The organism is Eubacterium sp. MSJ-13 (assembly GCF_018918235.1).
In the GTDB taxonomy this organism is placed as follows: Bacteria; Bacillota; Clostridia; order Lachnospirales; family Lachnospiraceae; genus Butyribacter.
In genome coordinates this window covers 1-25,484 of the sequence record NZ_JAHLQE010000032.1, presented here as the reverse complement: position 1 = coordinate 25,484, position 25,484 = coordinate 1, and the positions used below count along the sequence as shown (strand labels likewise).

At 35.8% G+C, this 25,484-nt stretch carries 20 protein-coding genes; 2 read left to right on the top strand and 18 right to left on the bottom strand.

Annotated elements, in window-relative coordinates; genetic code table 11:
* Positions 1–116: 116 nt before the first annotated feature.
* The 3 genes from KQI69_RS02135 to KQI69_RS02125 form a co-directional block, all read right to left on the bottom strand.
* Positions 117–959, bottom strand: coding sequence for a carbohydrate ABC transporter permease (locus tag KQI69_RS02135; protein ID WP_216563639.1), 843 nt, complete (start codon positions 957–959; stop codon positions 117–119).
* Positions 960–1,919: a carbohydrate ABC transporter permease gene (locus KQI69_RS02130; protein ID WP_216563638.1), complete on the bottom strand. Its 960-nt coding sequence runs from the start codon at positions 1,917–1,919 to the stop codon at positions 960–962.
* Positions 1,920–2,099: 180 nt separating this feature from the next.
* On the bottom strand, positions 2,100–3,506 hold the full coding sequence (locus KQI69_RS02125) for a carbohydrate ABC transporter substrate-binding protein (RefSeq protein ID WP_216563637.1): 1,407 nt from the start codon (positions 3,504–3,506) through the stop codon (positions 2,100–2,102).
* Positions 3,507–3,699: 193 nt separating this feature from the next.
* Between KQI69_RS02125 and KQI69_RS02120 the strand changes: the two genes are divergently transcribed.
* The gene (locus tag KQI69_RS02120; protein WP_216563636.1) at positions 3,700–4,440 is read left to right on the top strand and encodes an AraC family transcriptional regulator; all 741 of its coding nucleotides are present in this window, start codon (positions 3,700–3,702) and stop codon (positions 4,438–4,440) included.
* Positions 4,441–4,703: 263 nt separating this feature from the next.
* Here the strand turns inward: KQI69_RS02120 and KQI69_RS02115 are convergent, their stop codons facing one another.
* Positions 4,704–7,418 carry a GH36-type glycosyl hydrolase domain-containing protein gene (locus tag KQI69_RS02115; protein WP_216563635.1) on the bottom strand — a complete coding sequence of 905 codons (2,715 nt, stop codon included), beginning with the start codon at positions 7,416–7,418 and terminating at the stop codon, positions 4,704–4,706.
* Positions 7,419–7,440: 22 nt separating this feature from the next.
* Positions 7,441–9,855, bottom strand: coding sequence for a GH36-type glycosyl hydrolase domain-containing protein (locus tag KQI69_RS02110; RefSeq protein ID WP_216563634.1), 2,415 nt, complete (start codon positions 9,853–9,855; stop codon positions 7,441–7,443).
* Between the two features lie 431 nt (positions 9,856–10,286).
* On the opposite strand from KQI69_RS02110, the gene KQI69_RS02105 reads away from it, so the two are divergent.
* On the top strand, positions 10,287–10,970 hold the full coding sequence (locus KQI69_RS02105; RefSeq protein WP_216563633.1) for a YoaK family protein: 684 nt from the start codon (positions 10,287–10,289) through the stop codon (positions 10,968–10,970).
* Between the two features lie 57 nt (positions 10,971–11,027).
* On the opposite strand, the gene KQI69_RS02100 is transcribed toward KQI69_RS02105, so the two are convergent.
* The 13 genes from KQI69_RS02100 to KQI69_RS02040 all read right to left on the bottom strand — a co-directional run bounded on the left by KQI69_RS02100 (position 11,028) and on the right by KQI69_RS02040 (position 25,423).
* On the bottom strand, positions 11,028–11,843 hold the full coding sequence (locus tag KQI69_RS02100) for a Cof-type HAD-IIB family hydrolase (protein ID WP_216563632.1): 816 nt from the start codon (positions 11,841–11,843) through the stop codon (positions 11,028–11,030).
* Positions 11,844–12,058: 215 nt separating this feature from the next.
* A complete protein-coding gene (locus KQI69_RS02095) occupies positions 12,059–13,717 on the bottom strand; it encodes an ATP-binding protein (protein WP_216563631.1) in 1,659 nt (552 codons plus the stop codon).
* Positions 13,710–14,396 carry a winged helix-turn-helix domain-containing protein gene (locus tag KQI69_RS02090; RefSeq protein ID WP_216563630.1) on the bottom strand — a complete coding sequence of 229 codons (687 nt, stop codon included), beginning with the start codon at positions 14,394–14,396 and terminating at the stop codon, positions 13,710–13,712. Before KQI69_RS02090 ends, KQI69_RS02095 begins: the two co-directional genes overlap by 8 nt.
* A 114-nt stretch (positions 14,397–14,510) precedes the next feature.
* Complete coding sequence (gene phoU / locus KQI69_RS02085) at positions 14,511–15,146, bottom strand: phosphate signaling complex protein PhoU (protein WP_216563629.1); 636 nt, start codon at positions 15,144–15,146, stop codon at positions 14,511–14,513.
* Positions 15,147–15,248: 102 nt separating this feature from the next.
* A complete protein-coding gene (pstB, locus tag KQI69_RS02080) occupies positions 15,249–16,004 on the bottom strand; it encodes a phosphate ABC transporter ATP-binding protein PstB (protein ID WP_216563628.1) in 756 nt (251 codons plus the stop codon).
* 13 nt (positions 16,005–16,017) lie between these two features.
* Positions 16,018–16,860, bottom strand: coding sequence for a phosphate ABC transporter permease PstA (pstA, locus tag KQI69_RS02075; protein ID WP_371818702.1), 843 nt, complete (start codon positions 16,858–16,860; stop codon positions 16,018–16,020).
* A 7-nt stretch (positions 16,861–16,867) separates the two neighbouring features.
* Positions 16,868–17,734 (bottom strand): phosphate ABC transporter permease subunit PstC, encoded by an 867-nt coding sequence (gene pstC / locus KQI69_RS02070; RefSeq protein ID WP_216563626.1) that lies wholly within the window; start codon positions 17,732–17,734, stop codon positions 16,868–16,870.
* A 268-nt stretch (positions 17,735–18,002) separates the two neighbouring features.
* Entirely contained in the window at positions 18,003–18,893 is an 891-nt protein-coding gene (locus tag KQI69_RS02065; RefSeq protein WP_253288958.1) for a phosphate ABC transporter substrate-binding protein, read from the bottom strand.
* Between the two features lie 240 nt (positions 18,894–19,133).
* Positions 19,134–20,063, bottom strand: a complete 930-nt coding sequence (gene trxB, locus KQI69_RS02060) for a thioredoxin-disulfide reductase (RefSeq protein ID WP_216563625.1) — start codon at positions 20,061–20,063, stop codon at positions 19,134–19,136.
* 320 nt (positions 20,064–20,383) lie between these two features.
* Positions 20,384–22,135 carry a Na/Pi cotransporter family protein gene (locus KQI69_RS02055; protein ID WP_216563624.1) on the bottom strand — a complete coding sequence of 584 codons (1,752 nt, stop codon included), beginning with the start codon at positions 22,133–22,135 and terminating at the stop codon, positions 20,384–20,386.
* A 208-nt stretch (positions 22,136–22,343) separates the two neighbouring features.
* Complete coding sequence (locus tag KQI69_RS02050; RefSeq protein WP_216563623.1) at positions 22,344–24,059, bottom strand: AAA family ATPase; 1,716 nt, start codon at positions 24,057–24,059, stop codon at positions 22,344–22,346.
* Between the two features lie 170 nt (positions 24,060–24,229).
* Complete coding sequence (locus KQI69_RS02045; RefSeq protein WP_216563622.1) at positions 24,230–24,874, bottom strand: putative bacteriocin export ABC transporter; 645 nt, start codon at positions 24,872–24,874, stop codon at positions 24,230–24,232.
* Positions 24,875–24,877: 3 nt separating this feature from the next.
* Positions 24,878–25,423, bottom strand: a complete 546-nt coding sequence (locus KQI69_RS02040; RefSeq protein WP_216563621.1) for a DUF1430 domain-containing protein — start codon at positions 25,421–25,423, stop codon at positions 24,878–24,880.
* Positions 25,424–25,484 lie beyond the last annotated feature (61 nt).

Genomic DNA, 25,484 nt, shown 5'->3' with positions numbered 1-25,484 from the left:
ACCCCCACTTATTGCTCTACGCAATAGAAGTGGGGGACTTACTTGATAGTGTTAAATCAAGAATGTAGCTTCATTTCAGCGTTCAAATTCTTCATTCTATTACAGAGTCAGAATATTTACTCTTTTACCCCACCAAGCGTAACACCTGAAATAATAAACTTTGAAAGTAACAGATATACGATTACGATAGGTACTATTGCTACTGTTATCATCATATAGATCTTACCCATATCAAAGTTCATATAATCTGCTCCACGAAGTGTTGCAATAAGAATAGGTACTGTCATCTTCTGTTTTGACTGGATTACTAAAGCTGGTATGAAATAGTTATTCCATGAACCAACAAATGTAAATATTGCCTGAACTGCAATTGCCGGTTTCATTATCGGTAAAACTATTCTATTAAATGTCCTGAATTCTCCTGAACCATCAATTCTTGCTGCTTCCACAAGTGAAATAGGAAGTGACGATTGTAAATAACTATACATAAAATAGAATACTGCCGGTGATGCAATTGATGGAATTATAAGTGGTGTCCATGAATCGTACATTCCCATGTTAGTCACTAATCTTAAAAATCCCATTGCAGTTACCTGTGTCGGCATAACAAGTATTGCCATAATGAATGTAAATGCAACCTTTTTTAATTTAAAATTATATGCATAAAGTCCATATGCTGTCAACGATGAGAAATATGTACATATAGCGGCTGAAGCTGCCGATATAAATAAACTGTTCAGTATTCCTCGTATCATTGGAAAACTTCCATCATTCATTACCTTTTTAAGGTTGTCAAGAAAATGTGTTCCCGGAAGTGCTGAAAAACCTTTCTGTAATTCTGAATGTGAACGTGTTGCATTAACTATCAGTATGTAGAAGAAGAACAAGCACAAAAATGCTAATATCAGTAATACTATATGGGCAAAAATACTTCTAAATCTATTATGTCCTTTTTTCATTTATAACAACCCCTTTCTTCTTCTGCGTTTTTCTGCTCTTGCCGCTGCCTTTGAACCATCAGGATCATTGTCATTTGTTATCTTATATACAATAAAACATAATATCGCACTTACTATAAACAAATATACTGATAATGCACCTGCCATTCCATAGTTCTTACTCTTCAAATGGTTATTAAGGAACATTATAAGTGTCATTGATGATCTGTCAGGATTTCCCTGTCCATTTGTAAGTATCTGTGGTACATCAAACATCTGAAGTCCGCCTATAATAGATGTTACCAGTGTGTATGCAAGAATAGGTCTTATCATAGGAAGTGTAATATAGAAAAATCTCTGTATACTATTACATCCATCAAGATCACAAGCTTCAAAAATTTCCATGCTTATTCCATTTATTGCAGCTATAAGCATAATTGTTGTATTACCAAACCACATAAGGAAATTCATAAATCCTATAAGCGATCTCGTTCCAAATATCGAACCTAAAAAGTCAATAGGCTGTTTAATAAATCCTGCCGACATCATTATCGAATTTACAGGTCCGTTTGTAGAAAAAAGTGTAAAAAACAGCATTGCAAATGCTGATGCCATTATCAGATTTGGAAGATAGATAACTACCTTGAAAAACTGCTTTCCACGAATCTTTAAACGAATGTCAGTAAACCAGTTTGCCAATAGAAGTGCAAAAACAATCTGTGGAATAAATCCTATAACCCACATTATAAGCGTATTTTTTCCATATGCAAACATATCTGATTTAAGAAGACTGACATAGTTTTTCATTCCTACAAAATTAGGTCCGACTTCTTTTATTCCCGTACGATAATATTCAAAAAAGCTGTATCTTATCGTATCTATCAGCGGTATTAATGAAAATATGATATAAGTTATAAAAAATGGCAGTATAAATATATATCCCCACTTAGCATAACTTACGCTCTTTTTCTTCTTTTTCATAATCCCACTCCTTTCTAAATTATTCTTGTAAAATTCGGAGTATTTTCAGCTTTCATTATAATAAAATTATTTTTTGTTTATTACAGGGTTTAGTCATTAAATATATGACTAAACCCTGCATTTTATCATAATTTTCTGACAAATATCATAATCTCGTTAAAATCTCCCAGTCAAGATATTTTAATTTTCCCAGTTTACAGTCTTAACATCTGCATAACGCTCTTTGATTGCTGTTTCAAAGTTTGTTTTTGCCTTATCATAATCAACTTTTCCCTGTAAATAATCACTAAATGAATTCTGAATAAGTTCTACACAACCCTGATCGTATGATGACAATGGTGCAATCTGTATATTCTCTGCAACAGGTGCAAAATACTTAAACGGATTCTGACCACCGAGGAATTTAGAAGCATATTTAGCATCATCCTGTGCAGCTTCTTTCATTCCTGATTTTGTATTTGTAAAGTCAGAATATTTTTCTGAAATCTTTAAAAGGTTATCTTTATTTGCTGTAAGAGCAAGTATAATGTCTTTTGCATGCTCTGGATTATCTGTTCCTGTTGCAGCATGTATGTAAGAGCCGCCCCAGTTATATTCCTGTGTTGGATTTGTAACAGCCCATTCTCCTGCTTTTCCATCCCAGTTTGGCTTTAATGTAAAATCAATACCCCATGCAGGGAAGAGGAATGCAAATACCTTAGATTTTGAACTCATAGACTTATTCCAGTCATCATTCCACTGTCCTTTAACAGTCTTATCAAGATATCCTGCATCAAGCCATTCTTTTGAATCTTTTACCCAGTCTGTAATCTTTGAATCTACATCTACTGCAACATCTGCTGAATCTCCTGGTGTAACCCATGACTTTGAAATGCTGTTTCCATATAAACGGAATGTGTCAGCATATGAAGCAAATGTATAATATCCTTTAGCTTTTAACTGTGCTGCTGATTTTTTAAGTGTATCCCAGTCTTTAACTTTCTCTCCAACCTTTTTAGGATCATCTGTTCCAAATACATCTTTTGCAATATCCCTTCTATATACAAGAGTACCTGGACAGCACTGCCATGTAGAACCTCTCATAACTCCATCGCTGTCTGATGCTGTGGTCTTGGTAAAGTCATACTGGTCAGCAAACTCCTTGTCTGTATCAATTCCAAGATCCTGTAAAGGCATTGCAACATCGGCATCTTTATCTGTATACTTAAATACATAATCTGTTTCTGAAAGGAAAATATCAACCTTGTCATCTGCTGATGCATCAGCCTGTCTTCCAAGTGCTTCGTCAAGTTTCTGCTGATATACACCATCCTGATTAGGATTGATGATCCAATGGATTTCACAGCCATCCTTAAGTTTTGTTACTGTTCCGTCTTTTGATGTTGATTCAACATTCGGATAAACCGCTTCTAATCTCTGACGAAATTCATCATTCCATGAATAGATATTGATTATTTTTCCTTCTTCCTGTTTCTCTGACTTATTGTTGTTTGAAGCAGTTCCACCATCTGTGCTGCTTCCGCATCCTGCAAGCATTGTCACACTCATTGCTGATGCAAGTACCAAACTTAAAAATTTGCGTTTCATTTCTCATTCCTCCTAATTGAATATATCAATCGTCCGACATGTTTTTATGTCATCTCTCATTTACAAGTCATATTTTAATCTTTTATCCTTGAACATTATACTAAATCACTTGTAAAAATAGCAGATTCATGTCATAATATCAAATAATAACACTATTATATCAAATTTTAACATTATTTTTAGGAGGAAAATTATGTCATTATCAGAAGAATGGGTGAATGCTGAGTTTTCAAATAGTGAGCTTGAAGTACTTCACCGCGCACCTGATGTAGAATATTCTTTTTATAATTCAGTTAAAACTGGTGATATGGATGCAGTTATTGAAAACTGCAAAGAAGACGCCTTTATACATCTTGAAGGGACGGGGGTTCTTTCTCAAAATCCTCTTACAAATATTAAATATCATTTTGTTGTAACTACAGCTCTTATCACAAGATACTGTATCGACGGAGGTCTTGAAGCTGAACAGGCATACCGACTAAGCGATTTTTACATATTAAAGATGGATTCTTGCACTACTATACGACAAGTTGCTGATCTACATCATGAAATGGCAAAAGATTTTACTGGAAAAATGGTTCTCTTAAAGAAAAGCTCAATCCTTTCAAAGCCTGTAATGCAGTGTGTAGACTATATCTACAGCCACATAAAAGAACGAATAACCATAGCAACACTTGCCGATTACACAGGACTTTCAGAAAACTATCTTTCACGAGTGTTCAAACAGAACCTTGGAGTTTCAATAAGTGATTACATACGCGAAAAAAAGATTGAAAAAGCAACACATCTTCTCCGATACTCAGACAAAGCTCTGGTGGATATAGCAGCCTACCTTTCTTTTTCATCACAAAGCCACTTTATCAAAACTTTTGAAAATTTCATGGGTATCACACCCAAAAAATACCGAGATAAATACTATAAGTCAATGTGGTAACTATTTTATACAATCATTTTTAAATATAACAAAAAGAGAAAATTGTATTGTCAAGCGGATATCCGCAATCCGCCTTTCTACTTGCTCATAACACTATTAGCTGCTATCACATAGCTGCTCAGCATACATATCAGAAGGGGTTTGTACCCCTCCTGATACAAGGAAGTCCCCCACTTATTGCTCTACGCAATAGAAGTGTGGGACTTCCTTGATAGTGTTAAACAACAATTTTCTCTTTTTATAAATTCCAGATTATTTTCTTACTATTTTATAAAGATATCAATTTCATGACATTGTTCTAAAGACATTTCTTCAATCATTTTTTTCATTATTATCACTTTTTTATCATCAATACACTCAATCTTCTTCCCATCACATTCGGCATTTATTACTGTACTATATTTTCCATTGCTTTCCTGTAATTTTTCTTTATCTGCATGAATGATCACTTTTATAGTTCTTCCAGCAAATTTAAGTTTTATCGCTGCCTTGCCATCTTCACCAAACTGTTCAGGAAGCAGTGCAGGCTTTATTGAAAGATTTCCAAGTTCCCCTTTTACTCCAAAAACTTCTGTTATCATTGTAAGCATATACCAGCTTGCCGCACCTGTAAGGTATGCATATAATCCACGCCCATCATTATCAAAATATTCAGGTATTCCCGGATACATTACACTATTTTCAAAATCCATAGCACTTTCGAGAAGATTTTTTAGCACCTTATATCCTTCTCTTATAAATCCTCTCTTATATAATGCATTTGCATACATAACCGCCATATGCGAAAATACTGCACCATTTTCTTTTTCTCCATATGCAAATCCAAACATTCTTCCCAGATCAAACTTTTCTTCTCTAAAGTCAGTGTTTAAACGATATCCTCCTGCCTTCTTATCATAAAGATATTTGTCAGCACTGTTACATATTGCTCTTATCTGATTTTCGCTGGCTGTTCCACTCATTATTGCAAATACCTGACTTGTCAACATCATGCGAACATCATCTTTTTTGTAATGCTCTACTTTTTTTCCATGATTATCATAATATCCATTAAACCAGCCTGTTTCAGCATCTTCCTTTATCCATTCATTTTCACTGATATTTTTCATAAGCCATTGTGCTTTTTCTTCAAGATTTTCACTTATCTGACTTATTTTTAGTACAATACTCTCACCGCTTATATTATGGCTGCAAAGCGAAATGTATTCTTTCAGAAGACTCTGTTTTTTATGTACACTTTCATAAAGTTCACTACCTGACTCAAATAAACATTTCATTTCTTTTGCCATCTCAATACGGCATATTCCTGTTTTTTCCTCAAGTTTTCTAAGATAATATGCTATATCTTTTAAGTTTCCTGCATAGGCACATGTAAATGCAACACTCTCGCCTCTCTCCCATGCCATGTCAAGTGCATCATTCCAGTCAGCACCATGAAGCCGCATTTCATTATGCTCACCTACATCATAAAACGCACAGAGATTTTGCAAAAGTATATGCTCAATAACAGTCCCAAAATAGTCTGCCCCGCCACTTGTCTTCTGTCTGTTTCCATACTTATTATCCCAATCATCGTCATGTGCTGTTCCTCTTAATGACTGTCTGTCTTTAAAATATGAAACCTTATCAAGAAGTATGTCAAGATCGCCCGTCTGGTCTATATAAAGTTTTGTCGTAACAAACGGCCAATATGCATGGTCCATCCATACACGAGTTATATTATTTCTATCTGCTATAAATTCGCCATATCCACTTCCTATGATTGTTGCATTTGTTCCATCTATTCTCACACCGCCATAGTTTGAAACTATCATTTTGCGAACCATATCAGGTTCCATAACTAACAATGCAAGGCAGTCCTGCCAAAGATCTCTCCAGCCTCTCCCTCCTTTTCCATAATCATGATATGGAAGGAATGAACACCCGTAAATTCTTCTGAGTATCGGTTGGAAACATATCCATTTAAGATAATTATCGATTTTTTCATTATTCATTTCAAAGTCAATGTTTACCTTATCTGTCCAGTGTTTTTTTGTTTTTTGAAAACTCTTTAATACATCTTCCCTGTTTCTGTATAATGATGTTATTTTTTCTATTTTATCATTTTCTTCTGTTATCCCTGCAACAACAATATAACCTGTTTTTTCGCCTGACTTTAATTCGATTTTTTCAAATGCAAACGCTCCTGCTGCCTCTTTTCCCTGAATTTCACTTCCCGGTTTCACACCTTCTATTTCCTTGCGCACAGCCTCAGGTATAAGAAAACTTCCACCCTCACCAATAAACATCTGATTAGTCGGATAAAACTCTTTAGGTTTGCTGCCATCTTCTTTTGAACCATATACAAAATATACTGTATCGTTTTTTCTATGACCTCTTTCGTCAAATGATAAAATAGGTGATACTTCAATTCCATAATCTTTTGTATAAATTCTGTGTAAAAGTGAGGTTACATGCCTGTGATCTCTGAGATTATCCGCACTTCTTCCATAAACTGGAAACGCTGCAATTGGTGTCACATTCATATTTTTATCTGATATATTTTCTAATGTCACATACATTATCTCAATATTTTCATCAGCAGGTACGAATGATAACACTTCTGATTTTAAACCATATTTTTTTGAAGTCCTTGTGAGTTTCTGCCACATAAATCCAGCTTCCAGTCTGCTGTCATCCTGAGTATCTGAAAATCTCTCAGCCTCCTGTATTGCCGAAGCCCCTGAAACAGACCATATATCTTTGCCATTTATACGACACCAGAAGTTTCTTCCATTTTTATTATTATGTAAATTTTCTATACTCACAGGCTCAAATAAAAAATGATTTTGATCTGTTTTTGAGTCCCCTGAAAGTGTTGGTGTTATACTTGATTTCAATCCTTTTTCTCCTGCCAGTGGAAGATAAAGCCCACTGTAATTTTCAGGATTTTCAATAACAAATGTTCCATTATTATCAATAAATTTTATTTTTTCCATTTATAATTTCCCCCTGCTGCTTTTATGACATGATAAGTTCTATTTCTGTATTTTCAGTAAGCATATCCTGTGTCACATAACTGCAGTCTACTTCTTTTCCATTTACAATCATTTTTTTGCATCCACTCTCAGCATGGTTAGGATTTTTAACAACTATATGAAGTCTGCATCCTCTAAAACTCTTTGAGATTTCAAACTTATCCCATTCCTTCGGTATTGAAGGTTCAATATGAAGTCCTTCAAAATCAGGACGCATTCCAAGTATGCCCTCTACACATCCAACCATAACAGTTGACGCAGTTCCCGTAAGCCAGTGAACATGAGACCTGCCAAAATAAGGACTTGCTTTTCCTTCCGTAAACTGACCATAACAGTATGGCTCAAGCACTCTTATTTCTGCTCTGTCATTTTGTGCTGCTGGTGAATTTTCCATAAAATATTCAAAAGCCCTGTCACCATGTTTCAACAATGCCTCAGCAAGTATAAGCCATCCCTGTGATTGTGAAAAAATTCCTGAATTTTCTTTTGTTCCTGCATTATAAATAACAGCCAATGCCCCCGGAAATGCCTCTGCATGAAATGGCGGATCCATAAGAACTGCACCATATTCTGTATTTAATCTGTCATGTACACTATTCATTATCGTTTCTACCTGCTTATCATCGGCAACTTTACTTATTACAGCCCAGCTCTGTGGATTAAGCCACATATTAGCTTCTTTGTCAGTGCGTTTTCCAATAACTCTTCCATCTTCTGTAAATCCTCTTATAAAACGGTCCTCATCAAAGCAAAGCTCCTGAATAAGTTTTCCAAGTTCTTTCTGTTTCTCATCAAGATATCTTACATATTCATCATCCTTCTTATATTCAGCAAATTTTCCAAGTATTGTCATTGCGTAGTAATACTGCATTGCAACAAATGAAGATTCACCATCTTTTCCAAGTCTTAAACAGTCATTCCAGTCTGCATAAAGTCCTGCCGGCATACCATGTTTTCCAAGATGCTCAGCAGAAAATCTAACAGCACGCTTTAAATGTTCATAAACCGTTGCTTCATCCTTATTAGCAAAAGGAATAACCTCATCTAAGAAGCCCATATTTCCTGTCTCTGAAATATATTTATATACTGTCGGAAACAACCATAATGCATCATCTGCACGATATGCCGGATGACCGGTTTCCTGAACATAAGACGCATCATCAGGTGTATCCTCATGTCCCGGATCATGTGTAAATTTCACAAGTGGAAGACCTCCGCCATTGTCAACCTGAGCAGAAAGCATAAATCTTATTTTTTCTACTGCCATCTCTGGTGCAAGGTGAATGATTCCTTGTATATCCTGTACCGTATCACGATAACCATATCCGTTTCTCAGTCCGCAATATGTAAATGATGCAGCTCTTGACCATATAAATGTCATAAAGCAATTATAGGCATTCCATGTATTTATCATAGTATTAAATTCTTCACTAGGAGTTTTAACCTGAAACTTTTCAAGCTTTGAATGCCAGAATTTTTTTAATTCAGCAAGCTGTATTTCACATAAATTCTCATTTTTATCATATTCTGCAATAATCCCTGCTGCCTCAGCATCATCTTTCATTCCAACAACGAAAACAACCTGCTTAGTCTCGCCTGGTGCCAATTCGATTTCAGTTGTCAATGCACCACATCCATTTCCATTATAATTTCCCTTATTATCAAGTGAACCATCTATAACTCCAACCGGATCTGAATAATCATGATATCTGCCTAAAAAGCCTTCTTTACTTCCACACCATGATGAAACTTTCTGACATGCCATTCCCAAAAATCTCTTAGAAACATTTTTATTATCTATGTATTCTCCTTCTTTTAACGCGTCAAGATTTCCATGTACATGATGCATTACACAGTTTTCTTGAAAATGTGTTGATGTAATAAACTGTGAATACTGAAGATTAACCTGATCCTGTTCATAATTGCAGTTGTTTGTAAACTCTGCATAACCTGTTATGTTAAGTTTTCTGGTCTTATCCGAATTATTTGTAACCTTTAAATTCCATATCTCATATGACTTCTCAAGAGGTACATAATAAAGCACCTCTGAACTTATATCTGCATATTCAGCAAACATTTTTGTGTATGCCGTTCCATGATGACACTCGCTTTTATAATCCTCTAAATCTTTTCCCACAGGCTGCCATGATGCTGACCAGTAATCCTGTGACTCATTGTCCCTTATATAAATATATCTTCCCGGTTCATCAAACTGGTTAAATACATATCTCAATATTCTTCCATTTGCACCTGATTTTTCAAAACTATATCCCCCCGCATTATTTGAAATAATAGCACCATACTCTGGCGAACCAAGATAGTTTACCCATGGAGCCGGTGTATCAGGTCTTGTAATAACATACTCCCTATTTTCATCATTGAAATATCCGTATCTCATCTTTCTCCTCTTTTCTGCATAAAATATTTTTTCATCAAGGCAAAATACAATCTTACTTCTGCCAACAACATCATTAAAAGCATACAATCCTTGTATTTAATGATCCACCATCAATTTTTGTATCATGTATGCTCAAATACAAAAATAATGTTTACAAATTTATGATATAATATCTGTTTCACAAAATATAACTGATACAAAAAGTTATATATACAATATTGTTCATTAAAATATCAGATTCATGACATATTTTTTATAATAATCTTTTCAATACCTATATAAAAAAATCATCCATGCAATTATCATATAAATAATATATATGAGGCATATTATATATGCATTGTACATATATACATGAAGTGATATATAATCTATATATGAATATTATATAGGAAAAACTAATAGAATATTTTCAACGGAGTAAAACACAGATGAAAGAAATCAAACAAAAAGAACACAGATTAAAAAAACAGACTTCAGAGACTTTCAGACTTAGTGCCATCCTCGCCATATCGGGCGGCTTTCAGGATGCTTATACTTATAATGTAAGAGATGAAGTCTTTTCTAATGCACAGACAGGCAATGTTGTACTTATGAGTCAGAACTTTATGTCCGGCGAATGGATACGAGGACTGCATTATCTTTTTCCTATAATCGCATTTGCACTTGGCGTTTTTGTTGCTGAGAGAATACAGAAAAAACTTAAATATGTAAAAAAGATTCACTGGCGGCAGATAATCGTACTTATAGAACTAGGAATATTGTTTGCTGTCGGGCTTATCCCTGGACAATTCAATATGACGGCAACAATGCTTGTATCTTTTGCATGTTCAATGCAGGTTCAGACTTTTAGAAAAGTAAATGGCTATGGATATGCAAGCACGATGTGTATAGGAAACCTTAGAAGTGGCACTGAAAGCCTCTCAATATACCTGCGTGAGAAGAAACCTGAACTTCTAAAAAAAGCACTCCATTATTATGGGATAATACTTGTATTTGCCATCGGTGCAGGGATTGGTGGTATCATGTCACTTCATATAGGTATTAAGGCAATATGGGGTTCTTCACTTCTTTTGACCGTTGCATTTTTGATGATGTTTGAAGAAAAGATGTAACTTTTACCTACGAACGCCGGGTAAGATGAATATTATTACGACAAATGGAGGCTCTATTTATAGTTGATTTTCCAAGAACCAAGCCACTCCGTCCTCATCATTGCTTTTTGTGATAATATCGGCACATTTTTTTAATTCGCCGCAGGCATTTGACATTGCAACTCCGCAGCCTGCGGCTTTTATCATATCTATGTCATTGCCACCGTCACCAAATGCGATAAGTTCTGATATGTCAATCTCAAGTTTCCTGCAAAGCCATTTAAGTGCATTTCCTTTGTTTACTTCTGAATGGTTTATCTCAATATTATTTGGCATTCCGGAGCACACTTTTGATGTTCTAAGTATTTTTAGTTCGTCAAGAACTTTTCTTCTTTCTTCCATATCATTAAAAAACATGTTTATCTTCTCGACGCTCTCAAGTTTTTCAATGTTTTCCCAAAGGTCTTTTCTCGAACCTCTGCTTGAAAGATAATAATTTCTAAAGTCATCATTTTTTATGTATTTTGCGGCATTGTCATATGTCTTTTTGTCACCAAGACCTACTCCTGACGATGCAATGTCTGTAAGTGCATCATGCCTTAATACTATATCTTTTACAAGCATCAGTTCCCTTTTGTCAATACTCTTTTTATAGATGATGTTTTCGCTTTCAAGTTTATAGATCATGCCACCGTTCAATGTTATTGCATAATCAGTGCCTGAAATTGTCCTTAATTCTTTTAAAATCCCTGCAATCGGTCTGCCTGTCGTAAATACTATCTGCGTTCCCGATTTTCCGTAACGCTCAAGGATTTCTCTTGTTCTGTCTGTAATTTTCCCTGTACTGTCAAGGCATGTACCGTCAAGGTCAAGTGCTATCATTGATATCTTCATTATAATTTCTCCATTTACTGTATCACCGACTTTGAGCCAAATAACTCAGGGTATATTTTCAGTCTGCAAGACGAAGAAATAAGCCGTAGCAAGCTCAGGCTACGGCGATTGACTACAACGCAGCAGATGGAGATTTATGCAAGTTATTTGGCGAAATGTCAATGATACAGTACACTAAATTTTAGAGTTATTATAACATACACGCCAAAATCCCGCTACTCCTCCCTTGGAAATATGACTGTAAATTTACTTCCCTGTCCCTCTGTACTTTCAAGCGTAACATCCGCATTGTGATACATTGCAGCGTGCTTTACTATCGACAGTCCAAGCCCTGTTCCCCCTGTTTCCTTTGAACGGCTCTTATCCACCCTGTAAAATCTTTCAAAAATCCTTGACTGCTGTTCTTCTTTGATGCCTATCCCCGTATCTTCGACCACGAGAATATCTTTTCCTGCTTCTTTTGATAAAGTTATGTCAACCTTTCCGCCTTCTTTGTTGTATTTAATTCCGTTCTCGCAAAGATTATAAACTATCTCATAAAGAAGGCTTCTGACACCATGAAGTTTTATATTCTCACCGCTTACATTTATCGTAACATTCTTTTCTTTTGCAGTATTTTCAAGGGCTTCTTTTGTTTCATCCGCAATATCCCTAAGGTCTACAAGTTCCATTTCCATGTCCCTGTTTTCATCAAGCCACGAAAGTCTTATTATATCCTCCACAAGTTTTACAAGTCTTTCTGCTTCCTTGCGTATGTGACCTACAAATCTAGGCATATCTTCTTCTTTTACGAGATTGTTTTCCATAAGCTCAGCACTTCCGATTATCGACTGAAGAGGTGTTTTAAGTTCATGTGACACATTTGCTGAAAACTCTCTTCTTATTCTCTCAGCATTATTTTTCTCTGTCACATCAACTGCAAGCAAAACAGCGCCAAGTGTTTTTCCTGCTGACTCTATCTTGCTTACTCCAAGCTGATAGTCAAGACCATACCTTTTAAGTATCATCTCAGCTTTTCCTTTTTCCATTGCCTCCTTTATGGTATTACCTACCGAGAGATTTCTTTCTACCACAAGAAAATCTTTTCCAAGACACTCATCCGTCGCACCAAAAATTTTCTTTGCTGCCGGATTTATGCTGATTATGTTATTTTTTGCATCAAGGAGTATAAGTCCCTCGTCCATATTTTCAATGGTTGCCTGAAACTCATCTTTCTTTTTCTGAAGTTCCTCAAGCTGCTCATCAATCTGCCTGTGCTGATGCTCTATATGTCTTAAAAGCGGTGCTATCTCTCCATATGCATCATTTTTTAACGGCTCATTAAAGTCAAGATTATTTAACGGTTCAACAACCTTTTTCGATACTTCCCTCGCAAGAATCGAAGATAATATAACAGCTATTATTATCGTTATCACCATAGCCGATATCATCGAAAATAAAAGTTTAAACACTGTATCCTGACTTACTGATATCCTTACGACACTCCCATCGTTTATCTTTTTTGCATAATAAATAGTCTTTTGTGTAAGTGTTGATGAATATCTCGAACTCTCACCTCTGCCAAATTTTAATGCATCCTTGATTTCTTTTCTATCTGCATGATTCTCCATTTTTGAAGCATCTGTCTTATTGTCATATCTTACTGTTCCATCTGCCTCAACCCATGTAATCCTGTATTTCTTTTCCGTTATATTTTTAAGGTAATCCTCCCCCTGATTTTCAACTCCCGTTACAACAAAACCGAGCTGTGATTCAAGCTGTTCCTCCTCAATTACAGTAAAATGTCTGTACAAGATTCCAAGAATAAAAGTACAGCAGAACAATACCATAACTACGGCAACTAAAAGTACCGATTTGAATATTTTTTTAGTCATCTCCAACCTCCATCTTGTATCCGACATTTCTGACAGTTCTTATATACCTGCCGCCCTCGCCAAGTTTTTGTCTGAGTGTCTTTATGTGCATATCTACTGTTCGTGTCTCTCCGTAACTGTCTATGCCCCATACCTCTGACAAAAGCTGATTTCTCGTATAAGCCATTCCCGGATGCATAAGAAATATCTTCAACATCTCATACTCTTTATAGGTAAGATTTATACTCTCCCCATCAACTGATACCGTATGTTCTTCAACATTCATTTCTATTATACCATTAACATATATCGTTTTGTTTTCTTTTTTAGGCATACATCTTCTCAATACAGCCTTTATCCTCGATACCATTTCCATCATTCCAAACGGTTTTACAAGATAATCATCTGCTCCCAGGTCAAGACTTTTTATCTTGTCATACTCTACACTTTTTGCAGTAGCCATTATCACCGGGATATCTTTTGTTCTCGCAGAAGCCTTTATCTTTGTCAAAAGAGAAACTCCATCCTCGCCGGGAAGCATTATATCAAGTATCACAAGTTCCGGAAGTACATCTGTCGTAGCAAGTTCCATCCAGAAACTGTCACCATCCCCAAATCCCTTTGCGATAAATCCTGTCTGTTCCAATGTATATACCTCTATATCCCTTATACTCACATCGTCCTCTACGCACCAGATCATATCATTCCTCATTTCTTTATTACTTTTATATTAACAATTCAGGTTTTATCTCTGTTTTATATTTTTTAACCTGTCATAAAAACTTTGCCTTTTATATTTATATATGCCATAGCTTTAGTGACTTCCCGTCACCGAAAAAACAACCCATTTAGCAACATTGACTGCATGGTCTCCAATACGCTCAAAATATTTTGCTATCATAAGAAGGTCAAGTGCATACTCTCCATCCTTTGGATTTTTTGCGATAAGGTCTATAAGAAAAATCTTAACCTTATTGAAATAGTCATCCACAACATCATCATACTCGATTATGCTGTTTGCCAGCTTAAGGTCACTCTTTACAAATGAGTCAATAGATTCCGTAACCATCTTTATCGTTGCAGTCGCCATCTGGTCAAGATACCCGCACTCCTCACTTGTTCTTCCATTTAAAAATCCTATAATCTCAGCAACATCTGATGCCTGGTCTCCTATCCTCTTTATATCAGTTATCATTTTAAGTGCTGTAGATACCTGTCTTAAATCCTTTGCGACAGGCTGCTGCTGAAGTAAAAGTTTCAGACACAGTGACTCAACATTTCTCTCAAGGTCATCAAGAGAATTGTCAAGAGGCTCAACCTCCCATCTTATTCCCGAATTACCTTCCTTTAACGCCTTAGCAGCAAGAGAAATACACTCCTCACACATAGCACCCATCTCAATAAGTTTTTTATTCAAATCCGCAAGCTGCTCATCAAATCTGCTTCTCATTTCAAAAATCCTCCTATACTATTCATCAAACCTTTTTGCGAAACGCTCTTATTCTCTACCAGCTTGTATGAATATAACATAAACATCGTTTCGCAGCCTCAATCAACCAAATCTTCCTGTAATGTAATCTTCTGTCCTCTTATCCTCAGGTGTCGCAAACATTTTTTCCGTATCCCCATACTCGATAAGGTCACCGAGAAGGAAAAATGCAGTTCTGTCAGAAATACGAACCGCCTGCTGCATATTATGCGTAACTATGACAATTGTATATTTTTCTTTAAGCTCACTTGCAAGCTCCTCTATCTTTGAGGTAGAAATAGGATCAAGTGCACTCGTCGGTTCATCCATTAGAAGTATCTTTGGCTCAACTGCAAGAGCTCTTGCTATGCAGAGTCGCTGCTGCTGTCCGCCAGACATACCAAGTGCCGACTTTTTAAGTCTGTCTTTTACCTCATCCCATATTGCAGCACCTCTAAGTGAATTTTCAACAATCTCATCAAGTTTAGCCTTATTCTTTATACCATGTGTTCTCGGACCATAAGCAATATTGTCATATATACTCATAGGAAAAGGATTTGGTTTCTGAAAAACCATTCCGATCTCTTTCCTTAATTTATTAACATCAGTGTCTGGTGCAAAAATATCCAAATCTCCATATTTAACTTCACCTGTTATCTTTACACCCTGCACAAGATCATTCATTCTGTTCAATGTCTTTAAAAAAGTTGACTTTCCACATCCTGACGGACCTATAAGAGCCGTAATACTCTTTTCAGGAATATCAATATTTATATTCTTTAACGCCTGCGTCTGACCATACCAAAGACACAAGTCCTTAACTGTCATTATATTACCCATAATCTTCCTCCTGTTATTTCTCTACCTTTTTCTTAAAATATAAGCCTGTAAATTTAGCAGCAAGATTTACCAAAAGTGCGAGTATCATCAATATTGCCGCTATTGCAAATGCAACCTCAAACTTACCCTGCTCTTTGGCATATACATAAAGTGCAACAGTAAGCGTTGCTCCTGCACGACCAAGGCCATCCACAAAACCATTTATCGCGTGTGCAAAACCTGCCGTAAACAATAATGCCGCTGATTCTCCGAGTATTCTTCCGACTGTAAGTATACAGCCTGTCATAATACCATCTACACAGCTTGGAAGTACAACTGTCCTTATAACTCTCCACTTGCCTGCACCAAGTCCGAAAGCACCTTCCCTGTAACTTTGTGGAACTGTTTTCAAACTTTCCTGAGTCGTTCTCATTATCGTTGGAAGATTCATAATAACAAGTGTCAGTGCACCTGCCAAAATCGATGTCTGCATTTTAAGAAACTCACAGAAAAACAACATCCCTACAAGACCATATATGATAGATGGAATACCAGAAAGAGTTTCTGCTGCATATTCTATGATAGCGACTATTTTCTTATTTGTCGCATACTCTGTAAGATAAATTGCCGCTCCCACTCCAAGTGGAAGAACAATAACAAGTGTTGCTATTACTATGTAAAGCGTATTTAAAATATCAGGCAGGATACCTATATTCCCTGTCAGATAACTCGGCTTTGTAGTAAGAAACTTCCATGTAATATTTGGAAGTCCCCTATATAATACAAAACCAATCACAAACACCACAAGTCCACATGTTAACGCTACCGATATCCACATTAAAATCTTCATTATCCAGATATAAGCTTTTCTTTTCATTTTCATGTCACTCCTTTTCTTTCTTTAAAAGGCTGTTAAGTAATGCATTTATCAGCATGATAAACAAAAACAGTACAAGAGCGATTGAAAATAATGCCTGCTTTTGCAAACCGGATGAATATGACATTTCACTCGCAACTGCTGTTGTAAGAAAACGCACACTCTCAAAGAGTTTTGGCATATTGGCTACATTTCCCGAAACCATCATTACTGCCATCGCCTCTCCTATAGCACGACCAACACCAAGTACAACTGCTGCCGCTATACCGCTTTTTGCCGCCGGTACAGATACCCTGAAATATGTTTCTATAGGCGTAGCACCAAGTGCAAGTGATGCATCTTCATACTCAGGTGGAACTGCTTCAAGTGCAGTAAGCGATACACTTATAATAGAAGGAAGTATCATTATTGCCAGAACGATTATTGCAGAGAAAAGGCTGGCACCATCTGCTATATGAAATGTATCTCTTACCCATGGAACAAGTACCAGCATACCAACAAGACCATATACAACTGACGGTATTCCCGCAAGCAGGCTTACTGCCATCTCAACAATCGCTTTTACTTTTTTATTCGCTACTTTTGCAAGATATACAGCCGTAAAAAATCCAATCGGAACACCTATTATAATAGCCCCTGCCGTACCGTATATACTTGTCAATATGAATGGCAGTATTCCATATGAAGGAGTTGCTGCAGTCGATGCCCATTTCTTTCCAAATAAAAATTTTAATATTCCTATTTCTCTTATTGCCGGTATTCCTGCAATAACAAGATAAACAGTTATAAGTAAAACAAACCCAACCGTTATCAATCCAAGTACTAAAAATATTGCATGGATAATTGTTTCAAATTTATTGTGACTTTTTCTCATATAATCCTCATTTCTGAGTAATCTGCTGCGAAATTAACTGACATATTTTAGTCAAGCAGATATTCGCAATCCGCTTTGCTGCTTACTCATAACACTATCAAGCAAGTCCCCACCCCCGCTTATTGCTCTACGCAATAGAAGTGAGTAACTTCCTTGATAGTGTTAAAACGGGCAAGTCTTGCGACTCACCCTTTTAACTACAGCTTATTTATTAATAAACTATTGTTCATAAACACTTCCGCATCAAATCAGTCAAGCTGTTATTATGTTATTTTTCATTTGCTGGTACTACACCTGCTGCTGTGATAGTCTCTGCTGCTCCCATTGCATAGTCAAAAAATCCCTGAGCTGCATCACTGAGTTTAGTATCTTTCTTTGTCACAAATACAAACGGTCTCTGAATCTTATAACTTGCATCTTTTACAGTGTCTTCTGATGGTGCTACTCCGTCTACTGAAAGAGCCTTTACACTGTCATCTACTGATGCAAGTGATGCATAACCTATAGCATTTGGATTGTTTGCAACTGTTGTGATAACATCACCTGTTGATGTAAGTTCCTGTTTATATTTACATTTATCTTCTGTTCCCGTAATTGATTCAAAACCATCACGAGTACCACTTCCTGCTTCTCTGCCGATAAGTACGATATCCCCTTTTGCCCCACCGACATCACTCCAGTTCTTGATCTTTCCTGTATAGATATCAGCGATCTGACTTACCTTTAAATCTTTAACTTTATTCTCTGGATTTACAACAATCGCAATTCCATCATACGCAAGGATTGTTTCCTCAAGTCCCTGATTTTTCTCATCATCAGTAAGTGCACGACTTGAAAGTCCGATGTCGCATCTTCCCTCTGTAACTGCTGTGATACCTGAGCCTGAACCTGTAGGGTTGTATGTAAATTTTACATTTGGATTTGCTTCCATAAATGCTTCACCCAATGCACCAACTACTTTTTCCATTGATGTTGAACCATCTGTTGCAACAGAACCACTGAGATCTGCACTTGATGATGCATCAGCACTGCTTGATGTTCCTGAACTTGCTCCTGATGAAGCACTGTCTCCATTTGATGAACTTCCACATCCTGTAAGAGATGTAAGTGTTAATGCTGATACCATTGCAGCTACTAATAATCTTTTTTTTGTTCTCATGATTTTTGTCTCCTTTTGATTTAACTTATTTGTTTTTTGTGTTTTCCTTTTTACAAGTATTATGATATATGTGTTAAGTAAAATCCAAAAGGCATGTTATGTAAAAGATATGTAAAGAATCAGCTCTCAACTTTTTGTAGTGTGCTGTATATATTCCAAAGCTGGCATTATATAATGATAATAAAAAATGGACTATCCAGATAACAAATAGTCCACTTTCTATATTTTCATAATTCTTTTTTATCTGCTATGAAGGTATCTTTCGACTGACTGCACTGCTGTTGCCCCGTCTGCGACTGCTGTCACCACCTGCCTGAGCGGTTTTGTCCTTATATCTCCTGCCGCAAATATTCCCTCGCTGCTGGTTTTACAATCCTCGCCTGCTTTTATATAACCTGTCTTATCCAGTTCAACATACTCTTTAAATATATCCGTTACCGGTTCCATTCCTACGGCTACGAACACTCCTGACACTTCGAGTTCCCTTTTTTCACCTGTTTTGTTTTGTACAAGCTGTATCGACGATACTTTTTTGTCACCTTTTATTTCTTTTATCTCATAGAACGGAAGTATCTCTATATTTGGTGTTTCTTTTACTTTCTGCTGTATGTTTACTGCCGCCCTGAATTCATCCCTTCTGTGTATCAGATAAACTTTCTCACATAAAGATGAAAGGTAAAGTGCATCTTCAAGTGCTACATCTCCACCGCCGACAACGGCTGTTACCTTTTTCTTAAAAAATGCACCGTCACAGGTCGCACAATATGATACACCTGTGCCTGTAAATTCTTTTTCGCCTTCTGCTCCAAGTTTTCTGTGTGATGCTCCTGTTGCCGCTATTATTGTTTTTGTTTCAACCTGTTCACCATCATCAAGTATCACTTTATAAGCTTTTTTTCCTTCTGTGTCAGCTATTTCTTCTATTTTTGTTACCTCTGCATCAATAAATTCAGTCTCAAGCATATCCGCGTGCTCCCTAAATTTACTTCCCAATGTAAAACCGTCTATTTCAGGCAGTCCAAGATAATTATCCACCTGCTCTGTCGATACTATCTGACCGCCGCTGTATCCCGCTTTTTCTATCACAACTACATCAAGTTTTGCTCTTTTTGCATATACTGCTGCCGAAAGACCTGCCGGTCCACTTCCTATAATAACTAAATCTCGCATATTTCCTCCAATTATTAAAAACTTTTGCTTCTATTCACACTGAAAATGTAAATAGTAACATACTTTTATTTATCAGGCTTTGTCTAAATTTCATCTTTTTAGCTAAGCGTAAAAAACTCCCTTGCTTTGAGCCTTTAACCCGGTTAATTTCAACACTTCAATGATACTTCAATATAGCTTCAAGGTCAACTTCAAAGTTACTTCAAACAAACTTCAATAATACTCTGAACTAAATGAAGTATTCCACATATCATATATATTTATGCGAAAAAAGAGCAGCTATCAATATTTTAAGCTGCCCCTTAATCCTATATGCTGTCTTATGCTTCTCCACTTTCTACCTGCTTCGCCTGTGCAAAATCTATCACATTTCCATACTGCTCCATCTGCTCATCATTAAGCGTCATAAACTTCACATTATCCATTGCTTCCTCGGCTATTCCAACACAGTTGTCTGTTATTCTTCCGATATTTTGGAGGATTTCTGTATAGTCTCCCGACATTGCCTTACTGCACTTTTTGTTTTTTACTCTGCCAAAATGCGATTTGCTGCATTGTCTGTTTATCTTTCGTATTTTATTTTTATCTCTTGTCATCTTATCGATAACTTTATCGTCACCTGTCACTACCGCATCTATCGCTTCCTCAAATAATTTTCCTGAAAGCTCCATACATTCTTTTACTTCCTCGATTGCCTCATTCGACAGCTTAAATCCTTTCGATTTAAGACTTTCGTAGGATTTCTCTATCTCGTCACATCTTTCAGCTATTCTCTCTATATTATTTGATACACAGAGTAAACCTGCTGTCTGCTCTGACTGAAGTTCAGTGAGATTTCCACTTGAAAACATCTTTGATATATATGTTGAGATACTTTCCTGCAATACCTTTACATATCCCGAATATTCATTAAATTTCTGGCTTGCCACGCCTTCTTTTTTCGCTGTTACAGCTACTTTAAGATAACTGAATGCTTCTGATGCATATGATGCAGAGCGTTTAATCTCCTCTGATACAAGATATAATGCTGCCGCAGGCTGATTTATAAGTTTATCATCAAGATATTTTGCAGTAAATACAGCTCTCTCTTTCGCCTCATCGCCTCTCACGATAAATTTAACTATCTTAACCATCACCGGTATAAGCGGAAGCCATACCAAAGTACAGACAACATTAAATGTCGTATGTGCATTTGCTATCTGTCTTGAGATAACATCAACTTCATTTCCTTTTGGTGAAATATATCTCACAAAGTTTGATAAAACAGGTATCAAAAACATAAATACGATACTTCCCGTAATGTTAAATACACTGTGTGCCACTGCTGTTCTCTTTGCATTTTTTGACTGACCGATGGATGCTAAAAGTGCTGTTATCGTAGTACCGATATTGTCACCAAATAAGATTGGTATCGCACCGCTAAGACCGATAACACTTGTAACTCCGTCAGGCCCTGCCTGTGATGCAAAGTTCTGTAAAACGGCAATAGTTGCTGAACTGCTCTGTACAACAAGTGTCATGACGCATCCAAGTAACACTCCAAGAACCGGAATATCTTTTACTTTTCCCATAAGCTCGATAAAGATTGGACTTGCAGCCAGCGGTTTCATCACGCTTCCCATAATCTCAATACCTTCAAATAAAAGTCCGAATGAGAAAATAACCCTGCCAACCTGCTTTACTTTCTCCTGTTTGCACACAAAGTTAATTATAAATCCAATAAAAATCAACGGATATATGTAATCACTTATCTTAAATGCCATAAGCTGTGCTGTCATAGTTGTTCCGATATTTGCACCGAAAATAACTGAAATACCCTGTGGCAGAGTCATAAGTCCTGCACTTACAAAGCCGATTACCATAACTGTTGTAGCTGAGCTGCTCTGCAATACTGCTGTAACTAATGCACCCGCAAGTGCACCCATAATGGGATTTTTTGTAAGAATCTCAAGAATCCTTTTCATCTTTTCTCCGGCAGCTTTCTGCAATGCATCACTCATACTGTTCATGCCATACAGGAACAATGCAAGACCGCCGAGCAAACCAAACACTACCTTAACATTTTCATTCATAATCTTTGTCCTCTCTATAACCTTTTACCAGTTGATCTGTACCTAATCCAAATAATTCCTTTTTCGTACAATACAAGAGTAACAAAAAAAATGTGCCGCAACTATCACGATAATGTCAAATAAATGTAAAGTTTGTGTAAAAATAGGCAAGCCACAGGCTTGCCATTACAAGAAATTTAAAAATCAGATTGTGGTAATCTGATTTTTATTATTTTCCGTCTATCACTACTTCTTTGCCTTTAAATGCAAAACCATAATGATGAATGTTTTCTGGTTTTACTCCTCGTTTTGTAAGCTCTGCATCATATTTTTTTTCTTCTATCTGCTTTAATGCTGCTTTGACTGTTTCTTCAAGTGTGCTTTCTTTTCTTGGATTTATCACTTTAAATTCGATGACTATCGCAGGAAGAACACTTCCCTGATATTTTATATTGTTTTTGTCTTTTGGTTCAAGCATTATGTCATATCTGCCAAAACCACTTTCTCTGTTTGATGTTATGATATAGTTTTCAGACTGGTCTACCATAAGTCCTAGCACAAAACCATGGTAGAAACTTTCTGGTCGTATCCTTGATTCTTCTTTTCCGGCCACATCAAAACAACTAAAAATATTAGAAGTGATTTCATTTATATAATAGTTCATTGCATCTAAATCACCTTTAATTAAAGCACTTACAAATTCACTTGATGAATCATCCCTTGTTTTAAACCAATTATCGATCATTTTTTCAAACATTTTTTTTACTTCAAAATTTGTAAGGCTTAATTCGTATATATTATTTCCGTTTGAATTTGTAAAATCAAAATAGTCCACCTTTAAATATCCACTAGCTAATAATAAACTCCATATTGCCTCTGAACTCCCATCAAGCTGGTTAAAGACAATCTGTTCATCCAGCTCTGTTTTTATGCTTTTTCCTTCTAACAGTTCCTCCATTATTATCTTAGTTTTTGAAGAACCCTGTTGTATCAGTTTTGATACAAGACCATTTGAGCTTGAATCTGCCCAATATGGGCTATATTTCTTTTTATCTAAGAAATTGATTATCGACCATGGATTATAAATATCTTTTTGTTTTCCAAACGCAAAACCATCATACCATGCCTTTACTTCTCCCTTTTGATCAGAAAGTCCAAATTCATCAAGCGAAGTAAAAACTTCCTGCTCTGTGAAGCCAAACGCAGTAGTATATTTTGGTGATAATGTTGTAACTACTTCAAGGTTATTAAGATCAGAGAAAATACTTTCCTTCGATACCCTCGTTATACCTGTCATTATCGCTCTTTCAAGATATGGATTTGTCTTAAAAGTCGAGTTGAAAAGACTTCTTGTAAATCCCACAAGTTCTTCCCAATATCCGTTTACATATGCTTCCTGCATTGGTGTGTCATATTCATCAAGAAGAATGATGACTTTTTTACCATAATATCTGTAAAGATAATTTGAAAGGTTATTTATTGCTTCTTGTGCTGTTTCATCACTCATTTCCAAACACACTGATCTGTACTGCAACCGTTCATTTTCATTATATAGATCACTTTTTGTTATATAATCAAATGAATTATATAGATTTGTAATTTCATTCTTTATCTTTTTTACAGTTCCCTCATAGGTAGTTTGTTTTATCTTCGCAAAACTAAGAAATATCACAGGATATGTTCCCTGCAATTTGCGGTACTTTTCTTCTTTCCAGATATTAAGACCTTCAAACAGATCTCCCCTGTCTTTATATTCATTTGAGAAAAAACATTTTAACATATCCATATTTAATGTCTTTCCGAAACGGCGTGGTCTGGTTATAAGCGTAGCCTTATCCCTGTTTTCCCACCATTCTTTTATAAATGCAGTTTTATCTATATAAAAACTGTCTTGTTCTATTATCTCCTGATAACTCTCATTTCCTATCCCTACAACTCTTGCCATATATAACATCCCCTCCGTTTTATCTGCATGCCATTTTGCCGTAAACCTGTAGATACATTTTAGCATTTGAGTATATTAAAGTAAAGCAAACGCTACCGTACTATTTATATGTTTATAGCACGGTAGCGTCGTTATTGATCGATGTCGCTGTATATCATTTTTAGATTTTCTTAACAAAGCTTAAAAACTCTGTCGCATCTGCTCATTACTTTTTCATCATGTGTAACTATTATAATTGTTTTCCCCATCTTTTTGAATTCTTCAAATATATCCATTATAATATCACGATTGACAGGATCTAATGATCCAGTTGGTTCATCTGCCAAAAGAACATCAAATTTTCTCAAAAAGCCTCTTGCTATAGCCACCCTCTGCTGTTCCCCTCCAGAAAGTGTGTATATCTTCTTCGATATATTACACTCAAGTTCAACTTTTCTAAGTGCTTCTATCTTAATTCTTTTCCTTTCATCTCTTGATAATTTCATTCCATTCATAGGAATATCCAAATTCTCGGATATAGTGTAATCATCTATTAATGCAAAATTTTGAAACACATAAAACAACTTATTCCTTAAAAGCATCCTTGCTCTTTTACTATTTATTTCAGGCAATTGTTCCCCAAAAAATAAAATTTTGCCACTGTCCGGCTTGTCCAACATTCCAAGCATATTAAGTAATGTGCTTTTACCACTTCCACTTGCCCCTGAAATACAAAAAATTTCATTTTGATGTATTTCCAAATTCAGATTTTTAATAATACTTTTTTCTCCATACGATTTATTTACACTGTTAATACTATAAACACTCTCCACCATTTTCTATTCTCCCTTCAACACATAAACCAAATTTTTATTTTCAACTTTTTTCGTGCATATTCCTGTAATCGTAGTCTGTATACCAAGCAATAAAAGTGCTACTAAAAAAGTATATGTAAGATAATCTTTCCCTGCTATTATCAAATATATAGTCATAATAATAAGTATTGTAAGATATTGTTTGATATTATATTTATAATATATTTTTGCTTTTGAAAATCCATTTACCTTTTTTATCATATATTCTCTATTGTTTATTTCAAAATTCAGTATTATACTTTGTATATACAAAAAACTCAACATTATTGCCGCAATCCCTGCCGTAAACAGTGTGCTTCGTAAATTACTCTTACACTCTGCAATATTTCTCTGTATATCCTGATTTACAGACACCATCGTTTTCAGATTATCTTCAAGCTTTAATTTTTTTAATAATTTCTTATATTTTTTATATGTCTGTCTGCTGTCACCCTTTAATTTTATTTTAAGAGAGTCTATACTTCCATTACCATTTATACAATTTCTTTCAGATATAGCGGATATTCGCAATCTGCTTTGCTACTTGCTCATAACACTATTAGCTGCTATCGCAACATATCAGAAGGGGCTT